The following is a 22640-nucleotide window of genomic DNA, read 5'->3' as shown; positions in this document are numbered from 1 at the left end:
CGGGCCGGTGTAGGAAAATAAATCTGTCCCGGTTTTTTGGCCCGATCCTGCGCGATGCTGTGTAAGTACCGTAGCCCGGATGCAGCGCAGCGGAACCCGGGGCGTTGGTGAACGTGACCATGATTCTCCCGGATTCCATTGCATTCCATCCGGGCTACGCTCGCTACCAGACTGTTTCAATCGAGTCTGAGGCGTACCCGTTTCCACGGACACGTGGTTAAGCAACAGCGTTACGTTCTTCATACCGCACCGGACTGACGTAGTCGAGTGTCTCGTGCAGCCGCTCCCGGTTGTAGAACACCTCGATCCATTCGAAGATGGCGCTCCTGGCCTCAGCCCGTGTTCGGAAGTCCCGATCCCAGATCAATTCATTCTTGAGTCCACCGAAGAAGCTTTCGGCACACGCATTGTCGTAGCAGTTGCCTTTGCGGCTCATGCTCGGGAGCATGTGATGGGCCTTGAGAATCTCGCGGTAGGTGGGGGTCGCGTAGAGCGTGCCTTGATCCGTGTGGTGGATGAGCCCCGGGGCGGGATGCCGGCGCTCGATGGCCATGGTCAACGCATCGGTCGTCAGTTGCCGGTTCTGCCGCTCGCTCATGGCCCAACCCACCACTTTCCGTGAGTACAGATCCAGAAGCACCGCGAGGTGAAGCCAGCCCTCGCGGGTCGGGACGAAGGTAATGTCGCCGACCCAGACCCGGTTCGGCGCCGCGACGCCGAACTGCCGTTCGAGCAGGTTCGGTGCCGCCGGTTCGCTGTTCCGCGCGGCGTAAGACAGACGGAAGCGACGTACCCGTTTCGCTACGATCCCGTGAAGCCTCCGTAGCCGCGCCACCCGGTTATGTCCGCAATGAATGTCTGCTTCTTCGTCCAGCGCCCGCATCGTTTTGATGACGCCATAGGCTTCGCGCGACCGAACATGGACGGCGCGCAGGCGCGTGAGGAGATCACGGTTCTCCCGGGTGCGCGAGCACTCGGGTCGGGACTTCCAGCCGTAGTAGCCGCTGCGCGAGACGGCCAGTGCCCGGCACATCAGGCTGACGTGATGGACCGATTGGTGTTCCGCCATGAATTGGTACCTCACGACGATTCCCTCGCGAAGTACCGCGCGGCTTTTTTTAAAATCTCGTTCTCCTCCTGGAGACAGGCTACTGCGCGGCGCAAGCGGGCCACCTCGGCTTCGCTGCCGGCACGACGGCCATGACCGGGGAATACGTCTTCTTTCCCTCGGGCACTCAGCTGGATCTGCCACTTGTAGAGCTGGTTGCGCTTGATCCCGAGCTCACGGGCGAGATCGGCGGCGGGCTTGTCGCTGCGTTCCAGCAGCCGCACCGCCTCCAGCTTGAACTCCTTGGTGAATGACTGGCGCTTCTTCATTGAACACCCTCCTTCAGGCATTATGTGCCTATCTGGGTGTCCGTGAAATCAGGTATGCCTCAGTCTGACCCCATTGCTTCGCAAACCGGGAGGTTTCCAATCCGTGCTTCCCTATTTATTTCCGCCGAAGGGGGGTGCCCCTACGCCATTGATTGAGATACGTCAGCCTGCCTCCCGGATCACGGCTATTCATTCGATTGAATTGTTCCGGTGATTGGGTATCCATTTTAGCCCGGTCGATTGTTTGCCCATCTTCTGACAGCGTAAGGTCGTATTGGAATGAAACCCAGTCGTACTCATTGTCCTCAACCAAAAGTTGCCGACCCTGCATTTTCAGTATCCTTAATGGTTTCTGGCTTACGCCCCTTACGATCCAATTATCTCCATTGCGTTCGAATGAAAACTCGCAGTATTGCGTCCCTGCAGTATCTGGCCCTTGCCAGCATCCCGAGAAATCGGCCCCTGCTGGTTTGGCTGCCTTTGCTGTTTGCGGCGAATTTGCCTTCTCAATCCCAAACTCAAGACCAGCGATACGCCGCTTGACGCCGGTCATCTGCGCGGGATCGGTGAGGCCGATCAGGTAAAACCCGCAGTGGCGCTTGGCGTCCTCGTATTTGCCCGCTTTCTCGTAGATCGTACACAGGTCGGCGTAATAGCCCGGCACCCACGGCGCGGCGGCGACGGCCTTTTCATACTCCTGAGCCGCCGCCAAAAAATCGCCCTCGGATTTGGCGTTCCTGAAGGCGAACTGCGCGCGGCCCTCGAAGGCAATCGCCGTATCGGGCAAGGCGGGTGTTGGCTTCATTGTCCGTGCGAGTTTGATGATCTTCTCGCGCAGGGCACTTTCGTTTGGCGTCTTCTGTAACTGCTGCACCATCTGGTTCAGTTGCTCGCGCGGGGATTGGGCGTAGACGCTCGCGGTCAGAGCCAGGAATGTGATGACGAAAATGATGAGCTTGCTGGTAGATTTCATACGTTTGTTGCCTTCCTTCAGTTATTTAGTTTTCCCGGGTTTCGCTTCGCTCTACCCAGGCTGTGCATACTTCACAAATCACGGATAAAACGCTTTCTTCAGTTGCTCAAAGTCGGGGATAAACATCAGACGTTCTTCCACCTTGAGGCCGGCCGCGATGTAAGGCGAATCGGGCAGCTCGGAAGCCTCTGCCACCAGCTGACTGCCGTCCAGCACTTGCGGCCGCGGTTCAGCCGTGGCAAACATGGCGAAAAATTCCCAGTCCTTGCGTCCGCTGAGCGGATAACAGATGACTATCTTGCCAGTCGCGGGACGCGTGACGGATGGAGCTCCCATGAGCGTTTCGAAGGAAATCACCGGGACCGCGAGCGTGCGCCAGCCAATCGCACCATTCAGCCACGGCTGACTGAAGGGGACCGGAGCCAAGTTCTGCAGATTGATGACCTCCGCCACCGCCGCGCTTGCCACAAGCAAGGTCATCCCGTCCAGCGGGATTTCCAGCGAATGCAGGCGCGGGCCGCTGCGCGGTTTTTTCATCACACCTCTCCCAGGCTTTGCAGATAGGCAACGAAGGTCTTGGGATCGAGGACGAGAATAATGCGGTTGCCCGTCACCCAGGCGCCGGAAAACAAATGGCCCAGGCGCGTGGGTGGAAGTCCGAGCGGCGTAAAGAGTGAAACCGTGGTCTCCGAACGCGGCAACAACTGGACCTCGTCCACCACCAGCCCCACCGCGTGCGGCAACGCATCCAGGAACACCGCGCGGTGCCAGTCCTGATGTCGCGTGACGCGCAGCATACCGTCCAGACAATAGGCCGGCAGCCGCGCCGAGCGCACCGACTGCCAGGCCGCGACATTGCCCTCGGGGGATTTGTTGGTGATCAGGTGTTCGCGCTGCTCGATGGTGAATCCCGACGCACTGGGCAAGAGGTAGCTGGATTCTCCCAGTTGCAGGCGCAGATACTGATTTGGATCGGCCAAGGTCTTTACCCCCGGAGAGTCCGACGTTTCACGTCAACCTGCCCTTGGCAATCAGGGTGTCGATATTGTTGAATAATTCCTCTTCTTGATAGGGCTTGCTCATGTACATATCCACGCCCAGCTCGAAGGCCTTCTGCCGATGCTTGGCGCCGGCGCGCGAGGTGATCATGATGATTGGAATGTGCCTCAGGGTTTCATCGGAACGCACACGCGTCGTCAGCTCGTAACCGTCCATGCGCGGCATCTCGATATCGACCAGCATCACATCGGGCAGGTGGTCGCGCAACTGTTCGACGGCGTCGAGACCGTCCTTGGCGACCAGCACGTCCATGCCGCGTTTCTGCAGATGTTTGCTCGTGATCTTGCGCACCGTGAGCGAGTCATCCACCACCATGACCACCGGCCGTGCGCGCACTTCCTGCGCTACCTTGCCTTCCGGGCGGTGTTCGAAATGGATGGTGTCATCGCGGAACCACAGTCCGGGGACATCCAGGATGAGTATCACGCGCCCGTCACCGAGGATGGTGGCGCCGGACAGTCCCTTGAGCTCGGAGAGCTGCGGGCCGACGGACTTGATCACCACTTCGCGCGTGCCGCCCAGTCCATCCACCTGGATCGCGACTTCGCGCGTGCCGGTGCGCGCCAGCAACACAGGCACCTTCTTGCCGTTGCGCGGCTGCGAGACAATGTTCAGGCGCTGTCCCAGATGCATGTACGGATAAACCTGCTCGTTGTAGGACAGCAGCGGATTCTTCCCCATCGAAATATTGGCGATTTTCTCGATCGGGAATTCGACGATATTCACCACCGAACCCAGCGGCACGGCGAAAAGCTGCTCGCCCACGTACACCATCAGCGCCTGGGTAATGGAGAGCGTCAGCGGCAGATGGACAATGAAAGTGGTGCCCACGCCCGACTCGGTGTCCACCGACATGCTGCCGCCGAGCTGTTTCACTTCGCTGTGCACCACGTCCATGCCCACGCCGCGCCCGGAGACATGCGTGATCGTGTCCGCCGTGGAAAAGCCGGACATGAGAATGAACTGGATCAGTTCCTCCTCCGTCAAGGTGGCATCGGCGGACATCAGCCCGCGTTCAATCGCCTTCGCGCGTATTCCCTCGATGTTGAGTCCCGCACCGTCATCGGAGAAGCGAATAATGACTTCGCTGCCCTCCTGCGAGCTGGCGATGTTGATACGCCCGAGAGGCGGTTTGCCCTTCCGGCGGCGCTCGGCCTCGGGTTCGATGCCGTGATCGATGCTGTTGCGGATCATGTGCTCGAACGGCCCGATCATGCGTTCGAGTACGTTGCGGTCGAGTTCGACCTCGGCATTTTCAAGATTGAGCTCCACGCGCTTACCCAGCTCACGCCCGGTCTGGCGCACGATGTGGCGCAGGCGCGCGGCCTGGGTGGAGAAACTCACCATGCGCGTGCGCATCAGGCCTTCCTGCAAATCGGTGTTGACGCGCGCCTGCTGCTGCAGAACCGACTCGGCCTCGCCGACGAAATTGCCCAGGTTGTTCTGGATGGTGCCCAAGTCGTGCAAACTTTCCGCCAGCGAACGCGACACCTGCTGCAGGCGGCTGAAACGGTCGAATTCGAGCGGATCGAAGTCCTCGGGTCGTCCGTCGGTGACAGCATCCTGCTCCAAGCGGTAGAGAATCTGCGATTCGGACTGGATTTCCAGTTCGCGGATCTGGTCGCGAAAACGCACGATGTTGCGTGACAGTTCGCCCAGGTTGTCGCGGAAGCTGTAAATCTGCTGTTCCATGCGCGAACGCGAGAGACTCACCTCACCCGCATAGTTAACGAGCTCGTTCAAAAGACTGGTGTCGACGCGTACCTGGCCGCGGCGCTCCATTTTCTCCGGCCACTGTTTTTCCTCGGTTTCCGGCAGGTCGCGACGTTCCTCGTCTTCATCGGTGCCCGCCGCCATGACCGGTGCGGCCGCTTCAATATCCTGCGTGTTCTCCGCGTGTACGTGCGCCGGTTCGTCCATGACTTCCTCGGGAGGTGCGCTTTCCGGCGCCTCCACGGCGACTTCCGACAGCGGCTGGCCGGAGGCCAGCGCCGCCAGCTTGGCATTCAATAGATTCGTATCAGGGACGGTCTTGCCATCGCGCGCACTATCCAGCATCACCAGCAGCATGTCGTGCGCTTCATCCAGCAAGTCGAATATTTCGTCATTCGTCGACACCTTGCTGACATCGACATTCGTGAGCAAAGTCTCGGTATTATGACTGAGGTTGCCCATGGCCATGGCGCCGGCCATGCGCGCACCACCCTTGAGCGTGTGCAAGGAGCGCTTGAGCTCTGCTATCTGCGTCCTGTCGCCTGGCTGGCTGCGCCAGCGGGTTAGCGCCTCTTCGAGGGAAGCCATGATATCCGCGGCTTCTTCCAAAAATATTTCCAACAGCTCGGGGTCAATCTGCTCGGGCTCGGACAGTTCCGCGGCAACCGGCGGCGGTGTCCGGGAGGGCACGACCGATACCGGTTTGGTCACACGAGCTGCCGGAGGAGCCGGAATTTTATTCACTACCGGTTCCGGGAGCGGCGCTTCCACCTCGATTTCATATTCGGGTACGGGCGGCTCGATGGACACATCATTGGTCCGTTCCACCGCCTCGACGTGCCGGTTTTCCGCGCGCAGATGGTCCGCAATATCGGCAAACTCCCGGCGCAGATCACCGGATGAGGTCGCGCCGCTGTTCATCAACTCCACGAGCCGTCTGACACAGCCCTCAAACCGGCTCGCCAGATCCAGATAGGTATCATTCAGCGGCATGTTTTCGCTCTTGAGAGCGTGCAACAGCTTTTCATTTTCCGCGCAGGAATCCGCCATGACCTGAAGACCCAGTGAACGCGCGTTACCCTGCAACGTGTGCGCCGAACGGAAAAAAGATTCCGTCACAAAACACGTGCCGCCATCCTCGCGACAATTCGCGATCTGCTGACGTATGTTGTCCAGATTGCCAAGGGCCTCGGCGGTGAAAATTTCCAGCAATGTGCTTTCGAGCTTCGGTAGATCGCCTGTTTCGTCCGGCGACGCCTCACTCGCCGGCTGGCTCTCACCGGCCGCTTGTGTCATGGGCACGACTGGCACCCCACCCGGTTGCGCGAGGGCGCGGGCATTCTCACGCATGGCTTCCACATCAATACCGTGCGGTGGCCCGCCTGCCAGCACATCAACCAGGCGCGGGAGCGCGTCCTGAGTTTGTTGCATGAGATCGATAATCGCCGCGGACGGGGAGATCTTGCCCTCGCGAATTCGGTTCAGCACATTTTCCACGTCCCAGGCAAGCTCCGCCACCTCGCTGGCACCCACCATGCGACCGCTGCCCTTGAGCGTGTGGAAACCGCGGCGCAGTTCAGTCAGGGCATTCTGGTTTTCAGTGTCCTCGCGCCAGACAACAAATTTATTGCGGATGTTCTCGAGCACCTCGCGCGCGTCTTCGACAAAGATCTCCATGATCTCGGCATCGAATTCCGCGTCTGCCGCGGGGCGTGATGGGGCAACCGATGGCGCGGCCGGCGGCGCAGGCGCCTTTTTCTTCGACACAACCTGTGGGGGTGGCCGCTTTTCGACTTCGAACCTGGGTTCCGGTTCGTGTGCGTCATGCGCGACAGTGCGCAAGGTCATGCGGCGCCCGGCCAGGGTCGACATGGCGGTAAATGACTGTTTCAGGGTTTCAACAATCTCTTCCGACACGCGCGACGGATCCGGCGCCATCAATGTCAGCAAATGGTTCATTTCCGAACTGATGCGCGTTATTTTCTTCTGTCCCTGCTCCTGCGCCAACTGAGTGAGCTCCTCCATCTGCTGCGTGAGCGTCTCGAGCGCGGCCTCGTTCTCGCGGTCATCGAGCCAGGATTCGAGGCTCAAACGAACACCGTCGATCAGCAGTGCCGGGTCACGTTGCCGGCCATGACCACTGGCCAGAGCTGTTTCCATTTCCTTGAGCGCCGAATCGATCAGGGTGTCCAGGTTTGGCCGCTCGGCGCGCAAACCCTCGACATAGGCACCGATCGTTCCCACGGACACCGCAAGACCGTCCATGATCGCGCTGTCTGCCACGAGCGTGCCGTGACGGATATGATCCACATAACCTTTGGTGGCCTCCACCAGCTCGGCGGCACGTGTCTGGCCAAGAATCTGCATTGCCCCGAGTATCTGGGAGAGCAGTTGCGGCGCTTCATCCAGCGACTCCACGCGCGAGACATCGGCGGCGAAGGCTTCGAGCGACTCCTCGATACGGCTCAAATTGATGCCGACTTCGCCGGCTACCACGCTCAGCAATTGTTTATAATCAGACTCCGTAAGCTCGGCATCCGATACTTCCAGACCGTCCGACGCCGGCATGACATTGGCCTCATCCGGCGAATGCAGGCCATGAAGATGCCGGATGGCTTCCTCAATCTGCTTTTTCCAATCGGTGGCCGAACGGCTGATGTCCCGGGTGCTGCTTTCCACCATGAGCAGCGCTTCGGCCATCGGCATGGAAATGGCTTCAGGGTTCGTAATCTTGTTGTCGATGACGGCACGACAGGTCAGCGATAACTCATCCACCAGTGCCTTCAACATTGGCACATTCAGCATGTCGAGGGTACCCGACATTTTGTGGAACGACTCCAGCAGCGGCTCGAGCGAAGTCGTGCCGCGGCTCTCCGGGTCGAAGTAGGTGGACATCACATCCTGCGCCGCCTCGATCTCCTTGCCGAGCGCCGTGGACACCGAAGCCAGCGCCTCGGGTGTGGGCAAATCGGACGCCCCCGCGGACGACTCGGCGGTATCTCCGGACAACAGGAACTCAAGGTCGAAGGCGCGCTTCAGCTGCGTGACCCGGGCACCCTGGGATTTGGCCTGCGCCACCTCCCACAGGAGTGCGCGCGTTAAATCCTCGGAAGCAATACGCACGGTCGACTTGTCCGCGCCGTCAATGATTTTCTTGATTTGTTGATCGAGTCGCGCAAACAATTTCTTGCGCTCGGGGATGACGTCCAGTCCCGCCTCCATCATGGCCTCGAGGAATCCGCCAGTAACCCAAAACAACTGCTCGAGAATGGATGCGCCCGACCGGGTCTGTAATTGCTCGAATATTTCCGTAATTTTCTGCAGCGGATGCTTGTTCGAGGTGTCGCGCAGCCAGTCAAGCAACGCCGGCTGGAACCCGCCGCGGAGCTGTTTGGCCAGATCGCGATATTCGCCTTCCGCCAGTTTTTCCGCGGGGCTTTCCGAGGGCGGCGGACGCACTGACAGATCAGGAGAGAAAAGCTCGAGCTCCGAAATAGGCGTGGCCTTTCGCACCGCGCGTATTTCGTTCATGAGCCCGATGTGCTTGAGCGGAACGTCTAACTGGCCCGCCTGCAACCGTGCAAGATAGTCAGGCAGCGTCAGGATGCCGCGTGTCAGGGCGTCGAGGGCCCGGGAATCGGGCGTGACCTTGTCGTTGATGACGTCGTCGGCGAGCGCTTCCGTTTCCTTGGCGAGCATGGCGGCCCCGTCGAGCTCGACCATGAGCAACGTGCCCACCACCTGATGCAAATGGGTGATGCAGAAACGCAGGCGCGTCTTGTCGGAGGGATTTTCCGCGAACGATTCGAGCGCGAGACGCGCTTGTTTCAGCGTCTCGTCGATCTCGGTCTTGACCCAACCCAGCGTGCTCAGGTCAACTTTGCTGTGCGTGCTCATCCTTAAATAATGCCTCTGTCCAACTCCCTCTCCCGCTTCTCGGGAGGGGATGGATCGGTACGGCGGAACGCCGCCCCGACACTATGCCGGCAGCTTGAAACCCGCCACGGAGGCCTGCAGCTCGCGCGCCAGATCGGAGAGCTTGCCGATGGCTTCCGCCGTTTGCCGGCTGCCCGAGGAGGTCAGCGTGGTGGTTTCCTGAATTTTCGCCATGCTTCCCGATACGTCGGTCGCTGTCTGGGATTGCCGTTGGGCATCGCGTGCAATATTTACAATCAGGCTGGAAAGTTGTTCGGACACCGATTCGATCTCGCCCAGCGCCTGTCCCGCGGCATCGGCCAGGCGGGTTGCCTGCACCACGCCATTAGTCGCCTGCTCCATCGAGGCCACCGCTTCGTTGGTGTCGGCCTGAATGGTTTTCACGAGATCGGCGATCTGTTTGGTCGCTTCGGCTGAGCGTTCCGCCAATCGTTGTACTTCGTCCGCCACCACCGCGAAGCCGCGTCCCGCCTCGCCCGCCATGGCCGCCTGAATCGCGGCGTTTAATGAAAGAATGTTGGTCTGCTCGGCAATGTCGTTGATCAGTTCCACGATTTCACCGATTTGCTGCGACGATTCGCCGAGACGCTTAATACGTTTGGCGGTCTCCTGAATCTGCTCGCGCATGCCATCCATGCCCGTGATCGTATCCTGCACCGCCGCGGCGCCGCGCTTGGCGGTAGCCACCGATCCTTGCGCTACTTCCGCGGAACGTTCGGCACTCATGGACATGTCTTCCATCGAGCGCGCCATGGCCACCATCTTGCCGGTGGCCTCGGTGATCTGCGCCGCTTGCCGCAACGCGGCTTCGGTCAGTTCGGTGGCGGTCTGCCTCGAATGTTCGGAAGCCACGGCCACCTGTTGCGCGGCGTTCTTGATGCGCACGACCAGGTTGCGCATTTCGCGCACCGCGTAGTTGATCGAGTCCGCGATCGCGCCCGTAATCTGCTCGGTTACCTCGGGCTGGATCGTGAGATCGCCGTCGGCGAGGTCGCCCATTTCATCGAGCAATTTCAGAATGGCGTCCTGGCTCTGGCGGTTCTGGTCCGAGCTCTGGCGCGCGCGGTCGCGGGCGTCCGCGATCAGCTTGCGAGCCAACAGGAACAGGAAAAGCATCGAGGCAAAACCGGCAACGAAAATGAAGGTACGGATACCGGCACGCTGCTCGGTCAGTTTCGAGTAGGCATCCACCAATTCCGTCGACTTCTTCAGCATCGGGTCGGATTGATCGAACACGGTCTGGCTGGCGCGCTGGGAAACGAACAGCTCGGCGGCGTTGCCCAGAATGCCTTCGACGTGGTTGTTGATCTCGCCGAAGATGGCGGCGGATTCATCGAGCTTCTCGCGCACAGCGGGCGGTGCGGCCTTGCGCAATTTATCGTCGGACTCCTTGAAGAGCCTGGCGTCCTTGCCGAACTGTGCCGCCGCCACCGCGGCTTCGTTGCCACCCTGTGAGAACAGGTTGACGTCCTTGGCGATGCGTTGCGATAACATGCCCTGGCGGCTGGCGAGATAAAGCTGATCCTGTTTCAGTCCGGCCTTGGCGCCGAGTTCCACGATTTCATCGGAAACCGTCAGCAACATCGGGCTCATCTGGTTGATGGCCATCACCGAGTCGTGCATGTTGAACAGGGATTTTTCCAGCGACAGAATCTGATCGACCTGCGCGCGCAAACCCTCGTTCGGCTTGGGTGACCACAGCTTGATGATTTCCTTCAATGGGCCTTCGGCAATGTCCGGCGGGCTCGGCGATATGCCCTGGCCGGGGTTACCGTCACGCAGCGAGGTGACGATGGCATCGAACTTGTCACGCGAGTCCTTGAGCGTCTTGAAGGCGGTCGCCTGGCCCACGACGGCCTCACGGGCGTCCTTGGCCAGGCGCTGCGACAACATCAACAATTGCGAAGATTGTTCGATGTATTTGGATTCACGCTCGGACCGCTGGGCGTTGACCACCAGCAACCAGATCATGGCGATCATGGCGATCACCATGCCGCCCAGCAGGAAGGGCAGGCCGGTGAACATGCTCATGATCCCGCCGGACATCATGGCCGACCCCGACTTGCCGACCTCGACAAACTCGTCTGCCGGTGGCGTGGAAGATGTGCCGTCCGAGAGGTCGATAATGTCCTCGGAAGGCTGATCCATCATGCCATCTTGGGAAGAATTTTTTCTAGCCATACTGTCACCTCATCTCTAACTGATATCTGTAAAGAAATTCAAACACTCCGAAACAGAGCCATCCCGGAAATACCGTCCGCCACTCATGCCGCGACATGCCGGAACGTGGGGCTTTCTGCCAGCGACCTCATGTCGAAAACCCCCCACAGCACGTTGTCGCGCAGAAACGCGCCGTTCAATTGGACCAGCACCGGATCATCCAACCCGGACAGATCCTGGCGCTCCAGGTCCTCGTCGAAGTGCCGCAAACCCAGCACCTCGTTCACCAGCAATCCTGCATTCAGACCCGGCACATTCATGATGAGCATCCGCGCCTTGTCATCCATGAATACCGATGGCTTGCCGTAATACTCCGGCAAGTCGACGATCGTAATCAGGTTCCCACGCACGTTGGCCACGCCCTTCAGCCATGGCTTCACACTCGGCACCGGCGTCATCGGCAACGGTGGGAGAATTTCGAGCACGTTGTCCAGCGGTGTCACCAGCATGATCTCACCCACCCGGAATCCGACACCGGACCACAGCTTGGTAACCTCGACTTCCTGCGGAAGTCCGGGGGCGTTTTCCAGACTTTCCTGCTGCATCTTGCGCAGCAGTTCGAACGGGTCCTGTCGTGTCTGAGCCATGGCTTAGAGTGCCCTGATCTTCTCCATCAATACCTTTTCCCCAATAGGCTTGACGATGTAATCCTTGGCCCCCTGGCGCAATCCCCACGCCTTGTCGGTCTCCTGCCCCTTGGTGGAACAGACGATGACCGGTATGGCTGAAGTCATTGGGTCCTTGGAGATGGCGCGCGTGGCCTCAAAACCGCTCATGCCCGGCATCACAATATCCATCAGAATCAAATCGGGCTTATCTTTTTTAGCCTTGGCGATACCTTCCTCACCGCTGATCGCGGTCGTAACGGTGTAACCGTTTTTCTTGAGCATCTCACCCAGAATATGAGAATCCGTCGCCGAATCATCCACGATCAAAACATTTTTTATGGCCATAGACCGCTCCATTCACTGCGTTATTAAAAAATTTCCGCTCTTGTCGATTCGTCCCGATCAGTGCACGTACTTGTTGATGACGTCGATCAGTTCTTCCTGGGTAAAAGGCTTGTTCACATGCTCCTCCGACCCGGCGATGCGTCCGCGCGCGCGATCGAACAACCCGTCTTTGCTGGACAACATGATCACCGGCGTGTCCCGGAATTTCTTGTTGTTCTTGATCAGCTGACAGGTCTGATAGCCGTCCAGCCGCGGCATCATGATGTCCACAAAGATGATGTCCGGAAGATTGTCAGTAATCATCGACATCGCCTCGAATCCGTCCGCGGCGGTAAAAACTTCATAACCGGCCTTCTTCAGCAACGCCTCGGCTGTTCGCCGGATGGTGTTGCTGTCATCGATAATCATTACTTTGATGCTCACGTGCGCTACCCTCGCCGACATCCTGCCTGGTGGACGCTGTATGCTGCCCGACCGCGCGGAAATGAATCGGTTTGTGATGTGATTTCTGCAGTTATTTTGCTACACCAATGATTTGGTAGCACAAATTCTCCATGAAATCCATGCACATACCGCCCGCAGTCGTACCCTACACAATATAGTCCATGCTTCGGCGGGTGCTCGAAATCCCTTCGCCAAGGACCCCTTCCCGGTCTAGTCCCCGAAACATGCGCAATAATGGCCAGATGTCAGCAGGTATCCTGCCCGCATCCCGGGAATACCGTGGGCAGAACCAATCGGCTACCATGGGGTCAAGGTGATTTATGACGCACGAGCCAGGGAACCATGGGTAATGAATCTTGGACGGCCGTTCCGCATCTGACCACGGCCCTGACCGGGCCGCTGCTGGAAATCGAGGCCCATCTGTTGCAGAACCAGGCCGGCATCGAACGCTGGTTCCGTTCCCAGTGGCAGCAGACCCCCGCCCCCTTCTATTGTTCCGTTGATCTGCGCAACGCCGGCTTCAAGCTGGCGCCGGTGGATACCAACCTGTTTCCGGGCGGTTTCAATAATCTCAATCCGGCATTCCAGTCACTCGCCGTGCAGGCGGTACAGGCGGCACTCGAACGCATTTGCCCCAGCGCCGGCGGCGTGCTGGTCATCCCGGAAAATCACACGCGCAACACCTACTACTTTGAAAGCCTTGCCGCTCTCGTCGAAATCCTGACCCTGGCTGGCCTGCGCGTACGTGTGGGGTCCCTGCTGCCCGATGTGCGCGAATCCAGAATCATCGAATTGCCCTCGGGCCGTCGCCTTACGCTCGAACCGTTGATTCGGGAGAGCAACAAGGTCACCGTGGCTGGTTTCGATCCCTGTTTCGTGCTGCTCAACAATGATCTGTCGGGCGGGTTGCCAGCCATTCTGGATAATCTTGAGAAACCGCTGGTTCCGCCGGCGTCGCTCGGTTGGTGGAAACGACTCAAGTCCAAACACTTCGCGCATTATCAGCAGATCGTCAAGGAATTTTCTGACATCGTGCACCTGGATCCGTGGCTGATGAATCCGGTGTTTCGCAAATGCGGAAAAATCAATTTCGAAAAACGCGAAGGCGAGGATTGCCTGGCCAATTATGTCGATGAGGTGCTGGCCGAGCTGCGCGTGAAATACCGCGATTACGGCATTGAGCAGGAACCCTTCGCCATCGTGAAAGCCGATGCCGGCACTTACGGCATGGCCATCATGACGGTAAAAAGCGCCGACGAGGTGCGCTCGCTCAATCGCAAACAGCGAAACAAAATGTCTCATCTTAAAGAAGGCCAGGCCGTGCATGACGTCATGGTGCAGGAGGGTGTGTATACCTTCGAGACCTGGGGCGCCAAAAACGCCGTGGCCGAACCGGTGGTTTACATGATCGACCGTTACGTGATCGGCGGCTTCTACCGCGTGCACACCGATCGCCGTCCGGATGAAAACCTGAATGCTCCGGGCATGCATTTCGAACCGCTCGCTTTCGCCGAAACCTGCACCTTTCCCGATCCGCAGCAGGCGCCGGACGCCAATCCCAATCGCTTTTATGCCTACGGCGTTATTGCGCGCCTTGCCCTGCTCGCCGCTGCACGCGAATCCACAAAGGAAGTGGCAAGTGGCAAGTAGCAAGTGGCAAGAATGCCGGCATCCGCTACTTTTGCCTTTACTTGCTACTTGCAACTCGTTACTTGCTACTCATGGTTAAGTTAGGCGTGGTGATGGATCCCATCGGCTCCATCAAGGCTTACAAGGACAGCACACTGGCCATGCTGCTTGAGGCGCAGGCGCGCGGCTGGACGATTCGCTACATGGAACAGGGCGACCTGTTTCTGCGTGATGGACAGGCCTTTGCGCGCCAGCGCGCCCTCAAAGTATTCGATGACACTCAGCGCTGGTTCGAATGGGGCGAGGAAAACACGGGGGCGCTGTCCGGTCTCGATGTCATCCTGATGCGCAAGGACCCGCCGTTCGACATGGAGTATGTCTACACCACCTACCTCCTGGAACGTGCCGAGGATGCCGGCGTACTGGTGGTAAACAAACCGCGCAGCCTGCGCGACGCCAACGAAAAACTTTTCACGGCCTGGTTTCCGCAATGCACCCCGCCCACGCTGGTGACGCGCGCGGGCGGGCGGCTGCGCGATTTCCTCGCCGAACACGAGGACATTATCCTGAAGCCACTCGGCAGCATGGGGGGAGAATCAATCTTCCGTCTGCGGCGGGGTGATCCGAACGCAAACGTCGTCATCGAAACCCTGACCGCGAATGCCTCGCGGTACGCCATGGCGCAGCGCTTCATCCCGGAAATTGCCCAAGGGGACAAGCGCATCCTGCTGGTCGATGGCGAGCCGATTCCCTATGCCCTTGCGCGCATCCCGGCCGAGGGCGAGACCCGCGGTAATCTCGCCGCCGGTGGCAAGGGGGTGGGCGTTCCACTGTCCGAGCGTGACCGCTGGATTTGTGCGCAAGTAGGCCCGGTGCTGCGGGACAAGGGATTATTGTTCGTGGGGCTGGACGTGATTGGCGATTACCTGACGGAGATCAACGTCACCAGCCCGACCTGCATTCGCGAACTCGACCGTCTGTACAACCTCCACATCAGCGGCAGTATCATGGACGCCATTGCCAGCCGTCTCGGGAAGCCGCGCGTGCAGCGGCAGGGTTAAGATATACTTTTCGTATTAAATTCGGACTTGGTGTTTTTATTTCGCGCATGACGGCCCAAACGATATCCGGCCTTTCGCAAACCGACCGCTTCGGGGTGAGCATGTTCGGCTCGTTCCTGGTGCACATGGTTATCATTCTTGGCGTCACTTTCGCCTTGCCGAAGCTGCGAGATTTACCGGGGCTGCCTTCGCTCGAAATCACGCTGGTACAGACTGCCAGTGACAAACGCACGCTCGACCCGGAATTTCTTGCGCAGGCGAACCAGGACGGTGGCGGCGATAGCGACGCCGCCGAGATCGCCAAGAACCCGCTGCCGGTGCGCGAGATCAGCCCCGTCAACCGCGACTTTCCCGCTTTCCAGTCCACGCCTCAGAAGCGCGTCAAATCGGAACGCGAGATGATCACGCTGCTCTCCCAAGACGCATCCCGGAAAGTCAAGGAACAGGAAAGCCGGCCGGACAAAAAAGAATTGCAATTGCAACCACCGAGCCTCGGTCTCATGACGCCAGCGGAAATTCTGGAAGAGCGCGCGCGTCTCAATGCCGAGATCAGCCGGACGTGGCAGGAATTCCAGAAACGCCCACGACATAAATTTCTGAACGCACGCACGCAGGAATACAAATACGCCGCCTACATGGATTCCTGGCGCGCCAAGGTTGAGCGTATTGGTAATCTCAATTATCCCGATGAAGCCAAACGACGTCATCTCACGGGAAATTTGCTGCTCGATGTGGCGCTCAACGCCGATGGCTCGATCAACGAAATTTCAGTGCGCCGCTCTTCGGGCCAGAAGATTCTCGATGACGCCGCCATCCGCATCGTCGAGCTGTCCGCACCGTTCGCCCCATTTCCGCCCGAGATCCGTGAGGACCTCGACGTGCTGCACATCACGCGCACCTGGAAATTCAACGAGACCGGACTCAGCAGCGAAAACTAAAAAAAATAGACAGGATTAACAGGATTTCTCAGGATTCACAGGATTAAAGATTTTAGAAATCAAAAAAATCCTGTTAATCCTGTTTTAATCCTGTAAATCCTGTGAAATTTTAATCAGTTTCGGCCTTGAGTCCGGTGCCGGTCTGCCGGATACTGTTCGTCATGAATAATCCTGATTCACTCACGAATCATTTTCTGATCGCCATGCCGAACCTGGCGGACGAAAACTTTGCGCGCAGCGTGACGCTTATCTGCGAGCATTCCGAAGAAGGCTGCATGGGCATTGTGATCAACCGCCTGACCGACTTGCATCTGTGCGACATATTCGACCAGCTGGGGATTACGCCGGACAAAGCTAGTCACGCGAATGATGTGGTTTACCTTGGCGGACCGGTACAGAGCAATCGCGGCTTCGTGTTGCACGAACCGCTCGGTAAATGGGAATCCACCCTGTCGGTTACGGACCGGTTCGGCGTTTCCACCTCGCGCGACATCCTCGAAGCCATCGCGGAAAACCGCGGGCCGGAGAAATTCATCGTGGCGCTGGGCTACGCCGGCTGGGGCGTGGGGCAACTGGAACGCGAGATTACAGAAAACTCATGGCTGTCCGGTCCCGCGAACCAGGACATCATTTTCAACTTGCCGCTGGAGCAGCGCTGGAAGGCCGCGGCCCAGCTGGTGGGTGTCGACCTCACCACGCTCTCCAGCGAGGCGGGCCACGCTTGAGTGGCCCGCCTCGTACTTATCTGGCCTTCGACTACGGGGAAAAATACATCGGCGTGGCCGTCGGTAGCAGCCACTCGCGCTTGGCCGAACCCGTGACCACCCTGCGCGGTTCTGCCAAAAACCCCGATTGGGTGCGCATTTCTCAGCTGATCGGGGAATGGCGCCCGGACGCCCTGGTAGTCGGCCTGCCGCTCAACATGGACGGCAGCAATAACTCCATGACCCGCGCCGCCCGGGCGTTTGGACAACGCCTGAAGGAACGCTACAATTTGCCAGTACACATGGTGGATGAACGTCTCTCAACGCTGGCCGCTCGGGATATCCTGAACGAAGCCGGCGTTCCCATGAGGCGTCACAAGTCCCGGCTCGATAAAGTGGCGGCCCAGACCATCCTGCAGGCCTTCCTGAATGAACTCCCCGGAGAAACCCCGTGACGGCGGCGATCGACGTTGAAGCGGCGCTGACGCGCATGGTCGAACAACTGCGGCCGGCGCTCAAAAGCAAACCGCTCATGATCGGTATCCACACCGGCGGAGCCTGGGTGGCCGAACAATTGCACCAGCAACTCGATCTTCAGGAACCGCTCGGCACGCTCGACATCTCCTTCTACCGCGATGACTTTACGCGCGTCGGCATGAACCCGCAGGTGCGGACCTCGCATTTGCCAGTCAACGTGGAAGATCGCCACCTGATTCTCGTGGATGATGTACTTCACACCGGGCGCACCATCCGTGCCGCGCTCAATGAAATTTTCGATTACGGCCGCCCGGCCTCGGTGATGCTCGCCTGCCTCATCGAGCGCGGCGGACGCGAGCTGCCCATCGAGCCGCAGGTCGTGGGCGAGCGCGTCAAGCTCGGCAAAAACCAGCACGTGAAATTGCTTGGTCCGGAAAAACTTGAGCTGCGCATCCAGGAGGCCAACGGGTGAATCAAGGCCTTCAATTCGATGACACCGGCCGGTTGCGCCATTTGCTCACCACTGAAGGTCTTTCCCGTCAAACCATCGTAGAAATTCTGGACACCGCCGAGTCCTTCATCTCGATGGGCGAGCGCGAGATCAAGAAAATCCCCCTGCTGCGCGGCAAGACCGTCGTCAATCTGTTCTTCGAATCCAGCACCCGCACGCGGACCACGTTCGAGATTGCCGCCAAGCGCTTGTCGGCGGACGTGATCAATCTGAACGTCAGCGCCTCCAGCACCTCCAAGGGCGAAACCCTGCTCGATACCATCCGTAATCTCGAGGCCATGCACACGGACCTGTTCGTGGTACGGCACGCGGAATCCGGTGCCGCGCACATGATCGCGCGTCATGTACCCGCGCACGTACGCATCATCAACGCCGGCGATGGACGTCATGCGCATCCCACGCAAGGGCTGCTTGACATGTTCACCATCCGCCGCCACAAGGGCGCGTTTGAAAAACTCAAGGTCGCCATCGTCGGGGATATCCTGCATTCGCGCGTGGCGCGCTCACAGATTCATGCGCTTAAGGCGCTGGGCGTGGCGGAACTGCGCGTGGTAGCACCCAAGACCCTGATGCCAACGGCGGTCGAGAAACTCGGCGTGCGCCCCTATACGCGCATGGAGGAAGGTCTCGAAGGCGTGGATGTGGTCATGATGCTGCGACTACAACGCGAACGCATGCAGGGCGCCTATATTCCGAGCGAGCATGAGTATTTCAACCTCTACGGACTCACGCCTGCAAAACTTTCGCTGGCGGCGAAGGACGCCATTGTCATGCATCCGGGCCCGATGAATCGCGGGCTTGAAATCGATTCCGCCGTGGCCGACGGCCCGCAATCCGTGATCCTGCCGCAGGTGACTTACGGCATTGCCGTGCGCATGGCGGTGATGGCGCTGATCATGGGTGGTGCGTCGACGAGTCGGGAATCAGGCATGCGCGATTCAGCAAGCAAGGCACGTGCGCCCACCGAAAGGAAAAAACGCAAATGAGTCTCGTCATCCAGGGTGGGCACCTGATAGACCCGGCCAATAACGTGGATGGGAAAAAAGATCTTTTTATCGATGACAACGGCTTTGTTGCCGGAGTTGGCAAGGCGCCGTCGGGATTCAGGGCGAAGAAAACCATCGACGCACGTGGTCGTATCGTCTGCCCCGGGCTGGTTGATCTGCGCGCGCGTCTGCGCGAACCGGGTCTGGAATACAAGGCTACGATCGAATCCGAGGTGCGTGCCGCCGTCGCCGCCGGCATTACCACGCTGTGCTGCCCACCCGATACCCTGCCCGTCATCGACACCCCAGCCATGGCCCAGATGCTGCAGTCGCGTGCCTGGCGCTTCGGGCTCGCCTTCATCCACCCACTGGGCGCGCTGACCCAGCGGCTCGAAGGCAAACTGTTGGCCGACATGGAGGCGCTCGACGAGGCCGGCTGCGTGGGATTCACCAACGCCCTGTCACCCGTGACCGATACGCTGGTGATGCGCCGCGCCCTCGAATACGCCGCCACGCTCGACCTCACCGTGTTCCTGCATGCCGAAGACCCCTGGCTGCGCAACGGCGGCTGCGTCCATGAAGGCGAAGTCGGTACACGCCTGGGTCTCGCCGGGATACCAGAAGCGGCGGAAACCGTTGGCGTCGCACGCGACCTCGCATTGATCGAACAGACCGGCTGCCGTGCACATTTCTGCGGGCTATCCAGTGCACGCGCTGCGGCCATGGTGGCCGCGGCACAGAAAAAAGGGCTGCCTGTCAGCGCCGACACCACGGCGCATCACCTGCACCTGACCGAGCATGATATCGGCGATTTCAATACTCAGTGTCATGTGCGCCCGCCGCTGCGCGGCAAGCACGACCGCGAAGGACTGCGCAAGGCGATTAGCAATGGAACCCTCAGCGCCATCTGTTCGGATCACCAGCCACACGAGCCGGATGCCAAGCTCGCACCCTTCGCCCGTTCAGAGCCCGGCATTTCAGCGCTGGAAACATTACTACCGCTGACGCTCAGACTGGTGGACGAGAAACTGCTCACGCTGACGGAAGCCATTGCGTTGCTGACTCACAAGCCGGCGGAGATTATCGGCGTGGAAACCGGTCATCTCGGCATCGGCGCCACCGCCGATGTCTGCATCTTCGATCCTGAAACACGCTGGACACTGACTGAAGACAAGCTCGTCTCGCGCGGCCACAACACACCGTTTCTGGGACAGACATTTCGCGGGCGGGTTACCCATACGCTGGTAGGCGGGAAGCTGGTTTACGAAACGCCAAAAATTTGATCGAGATCGGCATAGTGCCACAACAAAAAAGCCCCTCGCGGGGCTTTTTTTATAGGCATGTTACAAGCGTCGGTCACATATGTTATGTGCCGTATCGATAATTATTTGACGGTCACGTTGCGCATGGATTCGCCGAGCTCACGATTCTTTGAGTCTTTGCCTTCAAGCTTGATGCGCAGGCGCACATCGTTGACCGAATCGGCGTTGCGCAGGGCATCATCGTAGGAAATCAGATCAGCCTCGTACAGGTTGAACAATGACTGGTCGAAGGTCTGCATGCCGGCTTCGGTGGACTTGCCCATCAAATCCTTGATCTCCGGGACCTTGCCTTCCATGATCAGATCGGCGACGAGTGGCGAGTTGATCATTACCTCGACCGCCGGGACACGTCCCTTGCCACTCTTAATCGGTATCAGGCGCTGTGACACGATGGCCTTCAAGTTAAGCCCCAGGTCCATCAGCAACTGATTGCGCTTGTCCTCGGGGAAAAAGTTGATGATGCGGTCGAGCGCCTGATTGGCATTGTTGGCGTGCAAAGTGGACAGACACAGATGACCGGTCTCGGAAAACTGGATGGCGAGATCCATGGTCTCGCGCGCGCGCACCTCGCCGATCAAGATTACGTCCGGAGCCTGGCGCATGGCATTTTTCAGGGCGATCTCGTAAGTCGCCGTGTCCACGCCGACCTCACGCTGGTTCACGATGCAGTTCTTGTGGTCATGCACGTATTCCACCGGGTCCTCGATAGTGAGAATGTGCCCATAGCTGTATTCATTGCGATAGCCAATCATGGCCGCCAGTGAGGTGGATTTTCCCGAGCCAGTGCCGCCGACAAACAGGATCAATCCGCGCTTGGTCAGCGCCAAGTCCGCCATCACCTTGGGGAGGTGCAGATCGTCGAAGCGCGGGATATCAGTATTGATGGTGCGCAGCACCATGCCCACGCGCTGTTGCTGCATAAATACATTGACGCGGAAGCGACCAATTTCCTGCGGTGCGATCGCGAAGTTGCATTCGTTATTCGCCTCGAATTGGCGGCGCTGGTCTTCGTTCATGATGCCGTAGGCGAAGGCGCGCGACTGCTCCGGCGTGAGCGCCTGTTTGGTCACCGGCATGAGCTTTCCGTCCACCTTGATGGAGGGTGGCACGCCGGCCGTGACGAACAGGTCCGAGGCCTTCTTGTGCTTCATGAGCTTGAGGAGATCGATGAAGTTCATTTCTTGCTCGCCGCAGCCGCCGCCATCATCGCGCCCGCCGTGAACTGGTCTTTGTTGGCCGCCACGGTACGGGCTTCGTCCACGTGCACCTGGCGCGTGCGCACCAGGTCTACCAGGTTCTGGTCGAGCGTGGACATGCCCACGTTCTGGCCGGTCTGGATGGCCGAATACATCTGTGCAATCTTGTTTTCACGAATCAGGTTGCGGATGGCAGGCGTGCCGATCATGATTTCGTGCGCCGCCACGCGACCGCCGCCGATTTTCTTGAGCAGTGTCTGCGAGATGACCGCGCGCAGCGACTCGGAAAGCATGGCACGCACCATGTCCTTTTCGGCGGCCGGGAACACGTCGATGATGCGATCGATGGTCTTGGCGGCAGAACTGGTGTGCAAGGTTCCGAACACCAGGTGTCCAGTTTCGGCGCCGGTCAATGCCAGACGGATGGTTTCCAGATCGCGCATTTCACCCACCAGAATGATATCCGGATCTTCACGCAGGGCAGAGCGCAGGGCATTGTTGAATCCGAGTGTATCCTTGCCGACCTCGCGCTGGTTGATGAGACAGTTCTTGCTGGTATGCACAAACTCGATCGGGTCCTCGATGGTGAGGATGTGTCCATGCTCCGTTTCGTTGATGTGATTAACCATGGCCGCCAAGGTCGTGGACTTGCCGGAACCGGTCGGACCGGTCACGAGCACAACCCCGCGCGGTTGGTCGGCAATCTGTTTGAAGATTGGAGGACAATTGAGCTGCTCCAGCGTCAGCACCTTCGAAGGAATGGTCCGGAACACCGCGGCCGGGCCGCGATTCTGGTTAAAGGCATTGACGCGGAATCGCGCAATGTTGGGCAGCTCGAAGGAGAAGTCGGTCTCAAGGAATTCCTCGTAATCCTTCTGCTGCTTGTCCGACATGATGTCGTAGATCATGTTGTGGACGGTGCGATCGTCCAGCGGGTCCACGTTGATGCGCTTGATGTCGCCATCCACGCGAATCAAGGGCGGCAGACCGGACGACAAATGCAAGTCCGAGGCGTTCTGTTTGAAGGCAAACGCCAGCAGCTCGGCTATATCCATTAGGTTCTCCGTGGGCCGTGGATGGTAAAAGCGTTACAAATTCGGCCCTTGCCATAATTTCTAGTCCATTCCCGGCTTACCTGCAA

The 22640-nt window shown here is 59.0% G+C and carries 20 protein-coding genes; 8 read left to right on the top strand and 12 right to left on the bottom strand.

All coding sequences use genetic code 11. The features are described from left to right. Positions 1-217 precede the first annotated feature (217 nt). The 10 genes from NUV55_RS03010 to NUV55_RS02965 form a co-directional block, all read right to left on the bottom strand. Positions 218-1069 carry an IS3 family transposase gene (locus NUV55_RS03010; protein ID WP_296670271.1) on the bottom strand — a complete coding sequence of 284 codons (852 nt, stop codon included), beginning with the start codon at positions 1067-1069 and terminating at the stop codon, positions 218-220. Between the two features lie 11 nt (positions 1070-1080). Beyond that, complete coding sequence (locus NUV55_RS03005) at positions 1081-1377, bottom strand: transposase (protein WP_296670269.1); 297 nt, start codon at positions 1375-1377, stop codon at positions 1081-1083. A gap of 115 nt (positions 1378-1492) precedes the next feature. Beyond that, the gene (locus NUV55_RS03000; RefSeq protein WP_296670267.1) at positions 1493-2350 is read right to left on the bottom strand and encodes a hypothetical protein; all 858 of its coding nucleotides are present in this window, start codon (positions 2348-2350) and stop codon (positions 1493-1495) included. Between the two features lie 78 nt (positions 2351-2428). Next, entirely contained in the window at positions 2429-2887 is a 459-nt protein-coding gene (locus NUV55_RS02995; protein WP_296670266.1) for a chemotaxis protein CheW, read from the bottom strand. Beyond that, positions 2887-3330, bottom strand: a complete 444-nt coding sequence (locus tag NUV55_RS02990; RefSeq protein ID WP_296670265.1) for a chemotaxis protein CheW — start codon at positions 3328-3330, stop codon at positions 2887-2889. Before NUV55_RS02990 ends, NUV55_RS02995 begins: the two co-directional genes overlap by 1 nt. 28 nt (positions 3331-3358) lie before the next feature. Next, positions 3359-9019: an Hpt domain-containing protein gene (locus tag NUV55_RS02985; protein WP_296670263.1), complete on the bottom strand. Its 5661-nt coding sequence runs from the start codon at positions 9017-9019 to the stop codon at positions 3359-3361. 81 nt (positions 9020-9100) lie between these two features. Continuing rightward, entirely contained in the window at positions 9101-11239 is a 2139-nt protein-coding gene (locus NUV55_RS02980; protein WP_296670261.1) for a methyl-accepting chemotaxis protein, read from the bottom strand. Between the two features lie 83 nt (positions 11240-11322). Then, positions 11323-11865 carry a chemotaxis protein CheW gene (locus NUV55_RS02975; RefSeq protein ID WP_296670259.1) on the bottom strand — a complete coding sequence of 181 codons (543 nt, stop codon included), beginning with the start codon at positions 11863-11865 and terminating at the stop codon, positions 11323-11325. A 3-nt stretch (positions 11866-11868) separates the two neighbouring features. Then, positions 11869-12231, bottom strand: a complete 363-nt coding sequence (locus NUV55_RS02970; protein ID WP_367280328.1) for a response regulator transcription factor — start codon at positions 12229-12231, stop codon at positions 11869-11871. Positions 12232-12288: 57 nt separating this feature from the next. Then, on the bottom strand, positions 12289-12639 hold the full coding sequence (locus NUV55_RS02965; protein WP_296670426.1) for a response regulator: 351 nt from the start codon (positions 12637-12639) through the stop codon (positions 12289-12291). A 378-nt stretch (positions 12640-13017) separates the two neighbouring features. On the opposite strand from NUV55_RS02965, the gene gshA reads away from it, so the two are divergent. The 8 genes from gshA to NUV55_RS02925 all read left to right on the top strand — a co-directional run bounded on the left by gshA (position 13018) and on the right by NUV55_RS02925 (position 20264). Next, positions 13018-14325: a glutamate--cysteine ligase gene (gshA, locus tag NUV55_RS02960; protein ID WP_296670257.1), complete on the top strand. Its 1308-nt coding sequence runs from the start codon at positions 13018-13020 to the stop codon at positions 14323-14325. Between the two features lie 71 nt (positions 14326-14396). Continuing rightward, entirely contained in the window at positions 14397-15365 is a 969-nt protein-coding gene (gene gshB / locus NUV55_RS02955; protein WP_296670255.1) for a glutathione synthase, read from the top strand. Positions 15366-15412: 47 nt separating this feature from the next. Beyond that, entirely contained in the window at positions 15413-16303 is an 891-nt protein-coding gene (locus tag NUV55_RS02950) for an energy transducer TonB (RefSeq protein ID WP_296670253.1), read from the top strand. 161 nt (positions 16304-16464) lie between these two features. Further along, positions 16465-17028, top strand: a complete 564-nt coding sequence (locus tag NUV55_RS02945) for a YqgE/AlgH family protein (protein ID WP_296670252.1) — start codon at positions 16465-16467, stop codon at positions 17026-17028. Beyond that, positions 17025-17462, top strand: a complete 438-nt coding sequence (gene ruvX / locus NUV55_RS02940; RefSeq protein WP_296670250.1) for a Holliday junction resolvase RuvX — start codon at positions 17025-17027, stop codon at positions 17460-17462. Before NUV55_RS02945 ends, ruvX begins: the two co-directional genes overlap by 4 nt. After that, positions 17459-17956, top strand: a complete 498-nt coding sequence (pyrR, locus tag NUV55_RS02935; protein ID WP_296670248.1) for a bifunctional pyr operon transcriptional regulator/uracil phosphoribosyltransferase PyrR — start codon at positions 17459-17461, stop codon at positions 17954-17956. Before ruvX ends, pyrR begins: the two co-directional genes overlap by 4 nt. Further along, complete coding sequence (locus tag NUV55_RS02930) at positions 17953-18981, top strand: aspartate carbamoyltransferase catalytic subunit (protein WP_296670247.1); 1029 nt, start codon at positions 17953-17955, stop codon at positions 18979-18981. The genes pyrR and NUV55_RS02930 overlap by 4 nt, the downstream gene beginning before the upstream one ends. Beyond that, complete coding sequence (locus NUV55_RS02925; protein WP_296670245.1) at positions 18978-20264, top strand: dihydroorotase; 1287 nt, start codon at positions 18978-18980, stop codon at positions 20262-20264. The genes NUV55_RS02930 and NUV55_RS02925 overlap by 4 nt, the downstream gene beginning before the upstream one ends. Positions 20265-20365: 101 nt before the next feature. On the opposite strand, the gene NUV55_RS02920 is transcribed toward NUV55_RS02925, so the two are convergent. Next, positions 20366-21481, bottom strand: a complete 1116-nt coding sequence (locus tag NUV55_RS02920; protein ID WP_296670242.1) for a PilT/PilU family type 4a pilus ATPase — start codon at positions 21479-21481, stop codon at positions 20366-20368. After that, on the bottom strand, positions 21478-22554 hold the full coding sequence (locus tag NUV55_RS02915; protein WP_296670240.1) for a type IV pilus twitching motility protein PilT: 1077 nt from the start codon (positions 22552-22554) through the stop codon (positions 21478-21480). The genes NUV55_RS02920 and NUV55_RS02915 overlap by 4 nt, the downstream gene beginning before the upstream one ends. Positions 22555-22640 lie beyond the last annotated feature (86 nt).

It is taken from the genome of Sulfuricaulis sp., assembly GCF_024653915.1.
GTDB lineage: Bacteria > Pseudomonadota > Gammaproteobacteria > Acidiferrobacterales > Sulfurifustaceae > Sulfuricaulis.
This window is presented reverse-complemented; position numbering and strand designations above follow the sequence as displayed.